Raw genomic sequence first — 13,041 nt, forward strand, 5'->3', positions numbered from 1 at the left:
ATAGCATACTTTTATATCAACCCCGTTGAGTTTTTGGACTCAACGGGGTTTTGTTTGGTAGCCAAGTAATCGTACAAAGTATATTTTCAAAATCTCAATACCTACTTATTCTCTACAAAACAGTATTAGTAATAGGGAGATTTTTACTAAATTTTAGCTCAATTTTTAATACTTATTTCAAAACATGAAAAAACTTTTGTACGTTACCTATTTCTTGCTCTATACTTCGGCTATCTTGGCTCAAACGGCTGGTAATCCTGTATTTAAAGGCTGGTATGCCGACCCCGAAGGAATTATTTTTGGAAAAAAATACTGGATTTATCCTACATATTCTGCTCCTTACAATAAGCAAGTTTTCTTCGATGCGTTTTCTTCTACAGATTTAGTAACATGGACTAAGCACGAAAGAATTTTGGATACTACTGCCATAAAATGGGCGAAAAGAGCCGTATGGGCTCCTTCTATTATTGAAAAAGATGGAAAATACTTTTTGTTTTTTGGAGCAAACGATATCCAAAACGATAATGAATACGGTGGTATTGGTATAGCTGTAGCCGATAACCCTGCTGGCCCCTTCAAAGATTATTTGAATAAACCCCTCATTGATAAATTTCATAACGGGGCACAGCCTATCGACCAGTTTGTTTTTAAAGATAAAGATGAATATTACTTGATTTATGGCGGTTGGAGACACTGTAATATAGCTCATTTGAAAAAGGACTTTACGGGTTTTATTCCTTTTGAAGATGGTAAGATATTCAAAGAAATTACGCCAGAAAATTATGTCGAAGGCCCTTTTATGTTTAAAAAAGATGGCAAATATTATTTTATGTGGTCGGAAGGTGGCTGGACAGGCCCCAACTATAGTGTAGCATACGCCATAGCAGACTCGCCTTTTGGCCCATTTAAGCGTATCGGTAAAATACTGCAACAAGACCCAAAAATTGGTACTGGTGCAGGACACCATTCTGTAATTCATGACCCCAAAAGTAAAGATTGGTATATTGTATATCATAGAAGACCCCTCGACCAGACCGACGGAAATGCCCGTGTAACGTGTATTGACCAAATGTTTTTTGATAAAAACGGACTTATCAAACCTGTTGTTATCACAAACGAGGGTGTTAAAAAGAACACAATCAAATAACCCTATGAAATTGAGTGTTTATTGGCTGAAACCAATAAACACTCAATAACTAAACAACAAGATAGTAACTAGTACTTCTACCACCTGCGTCTTCTTTTTGAAGTATGCCTTTCTCAATTAAATCCTGAATATCTCGACCTGCAGTGTCTTGTGAACATTTGGCCATTTTTGCCCATTTAGATGATGATAATTTCCCTTCAATACCATCCTGTAGTTTAATAATCATCAATCGTTGTCGTTCGTTGAGCAATGTTTCTTTGTGTTTTTCCCAAAATAGAGCTTTTTGCAAAATCGTACTCAACATTTCATCACTGGTTTGTAAAGCTGTATAGAGGCAGCTCAAAAACCATTCTAACCATTGGGTAATATCAAGAGATGATTTTTGCGTTTTTTCTAAAATATCATAATAACTTTTTCTTTCCAAACGAATCTGTGTTGACATACTATAATAGCGTTGGGTATTTTGCTCGGCTCTTGCCAACTGCATGTCTGTTAAGGCACGGGCAATTCGGCCATTGCCATCGTCGAAAGGGTGAATCGTCACAAACCAAAGATGTGCAATACCTGCCTTTATAACAGGGTCGAGGGTATCGGTGTCGTTATTAAACCATCTGAAAAAAAGGCTCATTTCGTCATCTATTAGCTCAGCACTTGGAGCTTGATAATGAATACGTTCACGCCCCAAAGGCCCCGAAACAACCTGCATAGGCCCTTTGGTATTGTCTCGCCAGTTGCCTGTAACTACTTGGTACATACCACTCCAGCCTGAAGGAAACAGCGACGATTGCCAACCCCAAAGGCGTTCTCTGGTTAGCTTATCGGTATATTTCTGTGTAGCATCCAGCATCATTTCTACTACACCATCCACATTTCTATCTGATGGTACTAAGCCTGCTATTTCAATGCCCAATCTACGGGCAATAGACGAACGCACTTGAAGAGGGTTTAATACTTCGCCCTCGATTTCTGTAGATTTCAGAATATCATCGGTAAGATTTTTGAGGGTTGTTTCTGTTCTCACCGATATACCCACACCTTCCATTCTTCCAGCAATTTTTCCCTGCAAATACCGTACTTTGCCTAATAAGGGCGATAACAAGCTTTCGTCCCACTCAAAAAAAGGCCAACCTGCTCGTTGATATATATATAGACTCATGATAGAATAGCTATTTTAGGGTGAATATACGCATTATTCTCCGCAAAAATACTGAGAAAATGTCTTTTTTTCTCCGCATCATCATATCAGTATTTTTAATATACGTTAAGGTAATAGGTTAATATTTTCCTATTTTATTCACCAATTACCAAAGGTTAAACAGTTTTATCTAGCAATCCCTAAAACTGAGAAGATTTTCTAACTATTAATTCACCTTGTACTGTAATAGTGGTGGGCGTAAAATTATCTTTTTCTATGATATTATTAATCAAGGTATTAGCAGCTATTTCACCCACTTTGAACGGAAACTGATGGAATACCGTCAGCGATGGTTCGATAAGTGCCGCAATCTGGTCATCACCAAAACCTACTAATGCTATATCTTCTGGAATTCTGACATTGCGTTCTTTAAGAGCTACCAGCAGTTCTATGGCATTGCCATGATGTACCGAAAATATGGCATCGGGAGGCTCGGGCAGAGCCATCCATTGATTCAGAGCAACCAACGATTCATCTTTTTGGAAATGAATATGATAAACCAACGCCTCGTCGAAAGGAATATGATAGGCAGCCAAAGCAGCCACATACCCCTCGAATCGTTCTTTACTAATCAATAAATCCTTTGGGCCAGCACAAATGGCAATTCTTTTACAACCCTGCAGAATCAGATGCTCGACCAATAAATACGAGCCTCGAAAGTTATCCAAAATCACCTTTGCCGTTGGAAGTTCATAACAAACCCTATCAAAATGTACAATAGGTACGCCTCTGTTGAGGTGTAATTTGATATGCTCAAAAGACGTAGTTTCGATAGAATGGCTAATGAGCAAACCATCGACCTGACTACTTATTAGGGCTTGTACATTGAGGGTTTCGGTAGAATGTGATTCGTTCGACTGGCAAATCATTACTCTATAACCTGCATTGCTAGCAACGTGCTGAATACCAGCCAAAACACTCGCAAAGAAAGGGCGTTGAATATCAGGAATCACTACACCGATTGTATTGGTAGCTCCACGATTGAGGCTTTGAGCCAGTAGGTTGGGGCGATAGTCAAGCTCCTGAGCTACCCGAATAATCTCCTGGCGGGTAGCTTCATTAATTTCTTTGCTATTATTCAGGGCTCTTGATACTGTTGATGGTGCAACCCCCAAAGCCTTGGCAATATCTACGATTGTAGTTTGGTGCGACTTTTTTTGTATGGTCTGATGAGGTAATTGTATCGTAAAATATTGTTCACAGGCTTTACAATAAAAACGCTGTTGTCCTCTTACAAAACCCGCTTTAACCAGTGTTTCGGTTGCTCCGCACTTAATACATTGACTCATCTTGAATATAACTTTTTAAATAATTGTCTAAACCCCCTTTTTTATAGTACCACTACGGTAATATTTAATCAGTCTTCAATTTACATAAAATAAATTAGCTTTTAGTATATATCGAAAACGTTTCCGAAAACGAATCCGATATTTTTATAGAAATAAATCAATTAAAACATTGTTTAATATAAAAACATACCTGTACTTTTAGCTAAATAGCCAATAATTATCTACTAATCCCTGAGATACCAAAAGACTTTTTTTTGTACTTTACTTAGAAAAAGACTTTGGTTCTTCAAAAATACCCCTACTGAGTATGATACACACAATGAGATGGTTTGGCCCTAATGACCCTGTTTCGCTCATGGACATTCGGCAAGCTGGATGCACGGGTGTAGTTTCGGCCTTACACCAAATTCCTGTTGGTGACGTTTGGTCGGTTGAAGCCATTCAAGAACGCATCCAAATAATAGAACAACACAATCATAACTTTACCCCTTTAGAATGGCTAGTTGTAGAAAGCCTACCTGTGCATGAAGACATCAAAAAGGGGCTGCCTACTAAGGATTTTTACATAGAAAATTACAAAACATCTTTGCGGAATTTGGCTAGTTGTGGCATCAAAACGGTATGCTATAATTTTATGCCTGTTTTGGATTGGTCACGTACCAATATTAGTTATGAAATGCCCGATGGCTCAAAGGCGCTGCGGTTTGTTTGGGAGGACTTTGCTCTTTTCGATTTGTTTATTTTGAAACGCCCCAATGCTCCGCTTGATTATACCCCCGAAGTACAGGCTTCGGCCAAAACTAAATGGGAAAATATGAGTAAAGAAGCTATTGCCGAACTCACCAATACTGTTTTGTTAGGTTTGCCTGGTTCGGAAGAAGCTTTTGATTTAAACACCTTTCAGGGTTTATTGGATCAGTATGCTCATATTGGCGATAGTGAGTTACGCAATAACTTGTATTATTTTATACAGCAGATTGCACCACTTGCCCAAGAACTAGGCATCTTGCTTTGTATTCATCCCGACGACCCACCCAAATCGCTATTGGGTTTGCCACGTGTTGTAAGTACCGAAGATGACTTAGCACAACTCATGGATGCCTGCGATGTTACAGCCAATGGTATTACTTTCTGTACGGGTTCGTTGGGGGTTCGTGCCGACAACGATTTGCCCAAAATGGTAAAACGCTTTGGCAACAGAATCCATTTTATTCATCTTCGCACTACGAAACGAGAAGAAAATCCCCTGAATTTTCACGAAGCAGCTCACCTCAATGGCGATGTAGATATGTACGAAGTGGTAAAGGCTTTTGTGGAAGAAGAACAACATCGTAAACAAACAGGACATTCTAATCCGAGCTTGCCGATGCGTCCCGACCACGGTCATCAGATGCTCGACGACCTCCATAAGCGTACTTATCCAGGCTATTCGGCTATTGGCCGCTTGAAGGGCTTGGCTGAGCTAAGAGGCTTAGAGTTGGGTATTGTGAGAAGTATGTCGTAAGGGTATTTGATTCGTTATGATTTTGATGTTTTTAGTTAAAATATCAAACATTAGCATTATTAAATTGACTCACCAATTCAGGGAAATAAGACGATATTTTGAACCATTTTGATTGATAAAACCTATAATTATTACGATAATGCTAAAAAAAATAAGCTTCCTATTACTATTTATTTCGTCAACAGCATGGGCTGACGATGGGTATCGTTTGTGGCTAAAATTTGATTTAATCAAAAACCCTACTCAGCGAGCTACCTATGCAAAATTCAGTCAATTTATTTATACTGAACAACAAGATGCCATTAGCCAAACAGCGAGCAAAGAGCTACAAACAAGTTTGCAAGGCTTATTGGGCAAGCGTATCCCTATTGCCAAGAATATTCAAGATAAAAAAGGAGGGATTCTGCTAAAAGTATCGGCAACAGATGCCAAAACACAAGCTTTGGCCGACGATGGCTTTGCCATTTATACACAAAATAACAATATCGTTGTTTCGTCAAAAAACCCTTCTGGAGCATTATATGGGGCTTTTGCACTGTTAAGACGTATCCAAACAGGACTAGACATTAGCAAGATTGATATTGCCGATAGCCCCAAGGTACGCTTGCGAATGCTTAATCACTGGGACAACCCCCTTGGCACAATAGAAAGAGGCTATGCTGGTTCTTCGCTTTGGAAATGGTACGAATTGCCCGAAGTAATAGATCAACGTTATATTGATTATGCCAGAGCCAACGCCTCTGTTGGTATCAATGCTGTAGTACTCAATAATGTCAATGCAAGTGCCCGTTTTTTGACAGACGAATATCTTCAAAAAGTAAAGGCCCTAGCTGCTGTATTTCGTCCTTATGGTATCAAAGTGTTTTTATCTTTGAATTTTGCCGCTCCTAAAATTTTGGGGAAAACCAAAAACTCTGACCCACTTGCACCAGAAATAAGAACATGGTGGAACAACAAAACCCAAGAAATCTACAAGCTCATTCCTGATTTTGGAGGGTATTTGGTAAAAGCCAATTCTGAAGGAGAACCAGGCCCACAAGATTTTGGCCGTACCCATGCCGACGGAGCTAATATGCTAGCTGAAGCCTTAAAACCTCACCAAGGTATTGTAATATGGCGTGCATTTGTATATGCTGCCGACCCTAAAGGCGACCGCTTCAAAGAAGCTTACAAAGACTTTAAGCCTTTAGATGGTACATTTGCCGACAATGTGATGGTACAAGTAAAAAATGGCCCTATAGATTTCCAATCTCGTGAGCCGTTTCATCCTCTTTTTGGTGCTATGCCCAAAACGCCTCTAGCGATGGAATTTCAACTAACACAGGAATATCTAGGCTTTTCGACCAACTTGGTTTATGAAGCTCCTTTGTTCAAAGAATGCCTCGATAGCGACACCTATGTACAAGGCAAAGGCTCGACAGTAGCCAAAGTAGTTGATGGTAGTCTTGATAAACATACCCTTACTGCCATCGTAGGGGTTGCCAATACGGGTTCAGATAGAAACTGGACAGGACATTTAATGTCGCAAGCCAACTGGTATGCTTTTGGCCGTTTGGCATGGAATCATGCCCTTTCTTCTGAACAGATTGCTGAAGAATGGATTAAAATGACATTGACGCAGCATCCACAATCGGTAACTGTGATTCAAGATGTGATGCTGAAATCCAGAGAAATTTATGTAGACTTCACTACGCCACTTGGCCTACATCATGTAATGGGGCAAAATATCCATTTTGGCCCTGAACCTTGGCTAGAGCGCAGTGCCCGACCCGACTGGACGGCCATTTATTATCACCGTGCCGATTCGCTAGGATTAGGATTTAATCGTACTGCTACTGGTAGCAATGCTCTAAGCTTATATTCGCCCGAAGTACAACAATTATGGGGAAATCCCGATACTTGTCCGCTTCCATATTTATTATGGTTTCATCATGTGCCTTGGACAAAGCAGCTGAGTACAGGAAAAAGCCTTTGGGATGAATTTAGTAGCCGCTATTACAAAGGCGTTGCCTCGGTAGAATGGATGCAAAAACAGTGGAAAAGTGTGGCCAATCAAATAGACCCAGCCATTTTTGCCGATGTTGATGGCCGTTTGGCAGCACAGCACCGTGAGGCTCTTAATTGGCGAGATGCTTGTGTGCTGTATTTTCAGCAATACGCCAACCAGCCTATTCCTGCACCATATCCAAAACCTACCAGAAGCTTAGCTGAAATGAAAAAAATAGTAGAGATATATCAGTTAAGATAAGCCATAAAGTCGAAAAACTTTTGTCTGCTTAACCTCAGGCTTTCCTTTTTCTATTAGCTAGAGCTACTCTTTTCTGGCTAATAGCATATAAATCAAAACCTTATTCCTATAAATAAAAGTTTTTTCCGAACGATAAAACCCTCATTAATAAGGTAATATGATAAATCGTAATTCATAAAACTTCTTTAAAAACGACAAAAAATGTTTAGTTTAGCTAATAAAATTGCCTTGATTACTGGTGGCGGTAGTGGTATTGGATTTGCAATTGCTACAAGTATGATTGAAGCAGGAGCAAAAGTTGTTATTACGGGTCGACGAGAAAATGCTTTACAAGAAGCTGTGGCATCTTTGGGCGAAAACGCCTATTATGTTGTCAATGATGTAACAGCATTACAGCACTTGGAAGGCTTAGTAGCACATATAGAAAATAACATTGGCGAAATAGATATTTTGGTCAATAATGCAGGTATCAATATGAAAAAACCTGCTCTGGAAGTAACAGACGAAGAGTTTAATCGAATTATTCATACCAATCTCAATGCTGTATTTGCACTAACCCGCACTTGTGCTAGCCGTATGACTGCCCGCAAACGGGGAGTAATTTTGATGATTTCGTCGATGGCCGCCTATTATGGTATCGACCGCGTGCCAGCTTATTCGGCATCCAAACATGGTGTCGAGGGGTTGGTAAAAGCCTTAGCCATGGATTTTTCACCCCACAATGTTCGTATCAATGCTATTGCACCGGGTTTTATAGAAACGGCCATGATGCAAACCGCCATGAGTTCGGACCCTGCTCGAATGAATAAAGCCTTAGATCGTACTCCGATGGGTTATTTTGGAAAACCCGAAGATATAGGCTTGGCGGCTGTGTTTCTAGCTTCGGAAGGAGCAAAATATATTACAGGAGCATCATTGCCTGTAGACGGGGGCAATTCTATTGGTTTTTAAAAACTATTTTAAATAAAAAATTAACTCCATTAAATGATGAAATCAACCTTGATTACTGCTAGCTTGGTAGTTTTTAGTTTGGGTGTTTACGCTCAAGCCAAAAAGCAACCCATTTCACAACCTTTGGTTTCTCATATTTTTACGGCCGACCCCTCAGCTCATGTTTTTGAGGGCAAGATTTATATCTATCCTTCACATGATATAGAAACGGGGGTATCTCAAAATGGAGACGGCGACCACTTCGATATGCGTGATATTCATGTGTTATCTATGGATAAAATTGGTGAAAAAGTAACCGATCATGGTATTGCTATCGACAAAAAGGATATTCCTTGGGCTGGTCGTCAGTTATGGGCTCCTGATGCGGCTTATAAAAATGGTACATATTATTTATATTTTCCACTCAAGGATAAAAACGATGTTTTTAAGATTGGGGTAGCTACCAGCAAAAAGCCCTATGGCCCTTTCAAGGCCGAAAAAGAGCCTATTAAAGGAAGTTTTAGTATCGACCCTGCTGTATTTAAAGATAGCGATGGTAGTTTTTATCTTTATTTTGGGGGTATTTGGGGTGGCCAATTACAACGATGGGCTACAGGTAGCTACAATCCTGATGGAAAACTAAAAACCCCTAACGAAGTGGCCTTCTCGCCCAAGGTAGCAAAGCTGTCGGCCGATATGAAGAGCTTTACTGAAGAGCCCAAAGATGTACAAATTTTAGATGAAAATGGTAAAGTTCTTTTGGAAAGCGATAATACCAAACGCTTTTTTGAGGGAGCTTGGATGCACAAATACAAAGGCAAATACTATTTGTCATATTCTACGGGCGACACCCATTTTGTGAGCTATGCCACTAGCGACAACCCTTATGGCCCTTTTACCTACAAAGGAGTTGTGCTAAACCCTGTTGAAGGCTGGACAACCCACCATTCTATTGTTGAAATAAAAGGAAAATGGTATTTGTTTTATCATGATGTGCAGCTTTCGGGAAAAACCCATTTACGCAATATCAAAGTTACAGAATTGAAGTATAACCCCGACGGTACAATCCAGACCATTACGGCTTATCGATAAATTTCATTCACACAGATAGTAGTTTTCAACGCAAGTAGGTTTTCCTGCTTGCGTTTTTTTGTATTAGCTAAAGGTAATTAAGGATAGCGTATCATTATTAAAAGAATATTTTAGAGGAAAAATAGGAAGTAGATAAGCTATCGAACCCGCTTTTTTGGTTGAACTACTGAATACAATCTATCCAATGCACTATTCTTTGAAAAAACAGATACCTACTTTTATTTTCTTTTTATTCGTTTTTGTAAACACAACCTTTGCCCAAAATAAGGCTTTGGTGAAGGGAAAAGTTGTAGACAAACAAACCAACGAGGCATTGAGCTATGCCAATGTAAGAATCTTTAAAAGTGCTGATAATAAGGTAATAACGGGCAGTATATCCAATGAAAATGGGGCGTTTTCTATTGATTTAGCTTTTGGCGAATATTACGCATTGATTGAGTTTATGGGTTATAAGGCCATCAAAACGGCATTGTTTAGCCTCAGCAAAGAGCAGCCTTCCAAAGATTTGGGGATTCTTCAAGCCGAATCTGTTAGTAATCAACTTTTGGAAGTGGAAGTTCGTGGCGAAAAAAGTACGATGGAATTAGCCCTCGACAAAAGGGTATTTAATGTTGGTAAAGACCTAGCCAATGCAGGAGGCACAGCCAGTGATATTCTTACCAATATACCATCGGTGGCTGTTGACCCCGACGGAGCAATCAAGCTACGAGGAAGCGACAATGTCAGGATTTTGATTGATGGAAAGCCTTCGGGTTTGGTGAGTTTTAAGGGTGGTGCAGGTCTACAATCGCTACAGGCCAGTATGATTGAGCGTGTCGAGGTTATTACCAATCCTTCGGCCCGATACGAAGCCGAAGGGATGGCGGGTATCATTAATATTATTCTGAAAAAAGACAAAAAACAAGGCTTCAACGGCTCTTTTGATGTTATTACGGGGTATCCTGTCAATCAGGGTTTAGGACTCAATTTGAATTATCGCCACCGAAAAGTCAACTTCTTTATCAATTATGGTATTGCTTATCGCATTACGCCCAATATAGCACATACCTATCAGGAAGTATATGGTAAAGATACCACTACGATTTCGGACCAAGACCGCAATGGACGTTTGAGAGGTTTCAACAACAATATTCAGGGAGGGTTAGACTATTATTTTACCGATAAAAGTTATTTAACAGCTTCGTATCTTTTTAGAAGAAGCGATGCCCGCAGGCTCACCGATTTGGTTTATAAAGATTTTATTAATTCAACCAACAACCTTATCCGTACAACTTACCGTACCCAAGACGAAACCGAAGCCGAACCTAATTCGGAATATGCCCTAACCTACAGAAAAGATTTTGACAAAAAAAATCATACATTTTCTGCTGAAGTTCGATTTTTAGATAATTGGGAACGTTCTGACCAGCTATTTACCCAAAATGCGTTTTTTAAAGACGGCTCTATTGATAGCAAACAAACCGTTTTGCAAAATTCACTCAATGATGAATACGAAAAACAATGGCTTTTTCAGATAGATTACTCGCAACCTATTGGCAAGGAGGGCAAGGTTGAAACAGGACTCAGAAGTAGCTTTAGAGACATGGTAAATGACTATGTTGTTAACCAAAAAAGTGACCAAGGGGTATTTGTGCCACTCCCTGGGCTAAAAAACTATTTTATTTATAACGAAAACATCAATGCTTGGTACGGAATCGTTGGCAACAAAACCCGAAAGTTATCGTACCAAATGGGGCTTCGTGCCGAGTGGACAGACGTGAAAACTACCCTTCGAGAAACCAACGAAGTAAACCCTCGCAAATACACCAACCTATTTCCAAGTGCCCATATTTCGTATGAACTACCTCTGGAAAATGCTATTCAGCTAAGCTATAGCCGACGTGTACGCCGACCATTTTATAATGATTTAAGCCCTTTTGCAACGTTTTCGGATAGCCGTAATTTTTTTGGAGGCAACCCCAACCTCAATCCCGAATTTACTAATGCCTTTGAAATAGGACATGTCAAATACCTTAAAAATGGTTCGTTGAGTTCATCGTTCTTTTTTAGAGATACCAAAGACAAAATCCAAACGATTCGTCGAGTAGATGCACTAGGCTTTGCCACGACTCGCCCCGAAAACCTCAAAGGAGAACAGTCGTTGGGCGTCGAAATGGCCAGTCAGATAAATCTCAAAAAATGGTGGAAAAGTGATTTCAGTTTTAGCTTTTTCCAAGCCAAAATAGATGGTAGCAATATAGACGAAGCCTATTTACGAGAAACCTATAGCTGGTTTGTTCGGCACACTTCTCGTTTTTCATTGCCCAATAAATGGGATTTACAGCTACGTGGTAACTATGAAGCTCCACAAAAAACTGTACAAGGGCGACGATTGGCCCTTTATTATGTTGACTTTTCGGTAAGCAAAGATGTGTTTAAAGGCAAAGGCACTCTCAATCTCAATATTATGGATATTTTTAACTCAAGAATTTCAAGATTTGTTACCGAAGGAGATAATTTTTATACCGATGGTCGTTCACAATTTAGAAGACGACAAATCAATTTAACGCTTAATTACCGTATCAAAAATGCCAAAAAAGTAAAAAGTATTATCAGCGACGAAACCAACTAGCGTATCCTGTATTGGGCGTATTTATAAGTAATCGGCAAGTTATTACATTGGGAATATAAAAGACATCCTCTAACTTGCCGTTGATTACTCAAAAGGTTTTTCAACTAAAAACAATCCTCATGAAAAAAGTATTTGGCCTTATTATAGGGCTGTTCATTATTCAACAAACCTATTCACAAGCCTTGAATGTGGCAACGTACAACCTTCGTCTCAATACCGCTAGCGATGGTGTCAATGCTTGGCCCAATCGTAAAGAAGAAGTAAAAAAGCTAATCCGTTATCATGAATTTGATATTTTTGGTACACAAGAGGGCTTTATTGGACAAATAAAAGACCTCGTCGAAATGCCCGAATACGCCTACGTAGGTGTTGGCCGTGACGATGGTAAAGAAGCAGGCGAGCATTCGGCTATTGTTTATAAAAAAGACCGTTTTCAATTATTACAAAAAGGTGATTTTTGGCTAAGTCAAACTCCCGACCAACCTACCAAAGGCTGGGATGCTACTTGTTGTAATAGAATTTGCTCGTGGGCTAAGTTTAAAGACCTCAAAACGACCAAGGTATTTTACTTTTTTAGCGTACACTTTGACCACCAAGGTGTTGAAGCACGTCGACAATCGGGCTTTTTAATGGTAAAAAAAATCAAAGAGATTGCCAAAAATAGCCCTGTTATCTGTGTAGGTGATTTTAATTCTACCCCCGATACCGAGCAAATAAAAACAATGCAAGCGTCTTTGAATGATGCCTATTTGGTTTCAAAAATGCCTCCTTATGGCCCTGAAGGCACTTTCAATGGCTTCAAGCACGACGCTGAACTCAAAAGTAGAATTGATTATATTTTTGTAGATAAAAAAATAGAAGTACTAAAATACGGCGTACTAACCGACTCTTACGATAATAAGTACCCGTCCGACCACCAGCCTGTAGTAATCAAAGCGGTGTTTAAGTAATATCCTGTACTGAGTGTCTGAGCAAATAGATTGATATTGAGCAGTTTAGATACAATTTTACGAAGTGTCTTATTG

The 13,041-nt window shown here is 39.5% G+C and carries 9 protein-coding genes; 7 read left to right on the top strand and 2 right to left on the bottom strand.

All coding sequences use genetic code 11. From position 1 onward, the window contains the following. Nucleotides 1-184 precede the first annotated feature (184 nt). Nucleotides 185-1,147, top strand: coding sequence for a glycoside hydrolase family 43 protein (locus FLEMA_RS0101730; protein WP_026993963.1), 963 nt, complete (start codon nt 185-187; stop codon nt 1,145-1,147). Nucleotides 1,148-1,196: 49 nt separating this feature from the next. Here FLEMA_RS0101730 and FLEMA_RS0101735 read toward each other — a convergent pair whose 3' ends face one another. Together FLEMA_RS0101735 and FLEMA_RS0101740 are read right to left on the bottom strand one after the other, a co-directional pair. After that, nucleotides 1,197-2,303 (bottom strand): Fic family protein, encoded by a 1,107-nt coding sequence (locus FLEMA_RS0101735; RefSeq protein ID WP_026993964.1) that lies wholly within the window; start codon nt 2,301-2,303, stop codon nt 1,197-1,199. A 179-nt stretch (nt 2,304-2,482) separates the two neighbouring features. Then, nucleotides 2,483-3,631 carry a LacI family DNA-binding transcriptional regulator gene (locus FLEMA_RS0101740; RefSeq protein WP_026993965.1) on the bottom strand — a complete coding sequence of 383 codons (1,149 nt, stop codon included), beginning with the start codon at nt 3,629-3,631 and terminating at the stop codon, nt 2,483-2,485. Between the two features lie 307 nt (nt 3,632-3,938). Here FLEMA_RS0101740 and uxuA point away from each other — a divergent pair, with 307 nt between their 5' ends. The 6 genes from uxuA (at nt 3,939) to FLEMA_RS0101770 (ending at nt 12,966) form a co-directional block, all read left to right on the top strand. After that, on the top strand, nt 3,939-5,135 hold the full coding sequence (gene uxuA / locus FLEMA_RS0101745) for a mannonate dehydratase (RefSeq protein WP_229359323.1): 1,197 nt from the start codon (nt 3,939-3,941) through the stop codon (nt 5,133-5,135). 139 nt (nt 5,136-5,274) lie between these two features. Next, the gene (locus FLEMA_RS0101750; RefSeq protein ID WP_026993967.1) at nt 5,275-7,383 is read left to right on the top strand and encodes an alpha-glucuronidase family glycosyl hydrolase; all 2,109 of its coding nucleotides are present in this window, start codon (nt 5,275-5,277) and stop codon (nt 7,381-7,383) included. 201 nt (nt 7,384-7,584) lie between these two features. Continuing rightward, nucleotides 7,585-8,334 carry an SDR family NAD(P)-dependent oxidoreductase gene (locus FLEMA_RS0101755; protein ID WP_026993968.1) on the top strand — a complete coding sequence of 250 codons (750 nt, stop codon included), beginning with the start codon at nt 7,585-7,587 and terminating at the stop codon, nt 8,332-8,334. Nucleotides 8,335-8,367: 33 nt separating this feature from the next. Then, a complete protein-coding gene (locus tag FLEMA_RS0101760) occupies nt 8,368-9,405 on the top strand; it encodes a glycoside hydrolase family 43 protein (protein ID WP_026993969.1) in 1,038 nt (345 codons plus the stop codon). A 196-nt stretch (nt 9,406-9,601) separates the two neighbouring features. Continuing rightward, nucleotides 9,602-12,016 (top strand): TonB-dependent receptor, encoded by a 2,415-nt coding sequence (locus FLEMA_RS0101765; RefSeq protein WP_310587196.1) that lies wholly within the window; start codon nt 9,602-9,604, stop codon nt 12,014-12,016. A 119-nt stretch (nt 12,017-12,135) separates the two neighbouring features. After that, complete coding sequence (locus FLEMA_RS0101770; protein WP_026993971.1) at nt 12,136-12,966, top strand: endonuclease/exonuclease/phosphatase family protein; 831 nt, start codon at nt 12,136-12,138, stop codon at nt 12,964-12,966. Nucleotides 12,967-13,041: the final 75 nt, after the last annotated feature.

The sequence above is a fragment of the Flectobacillus major DSM 103 genome (assembly GCF_000427405.1).
In the GTDB taxonomy this organism is placed as follows: Bacteria; Bacteroidota; Bacteroidia; order Cytophagales; family Spirosomataceae; genus Flectobacillus; species Flectobacillus major.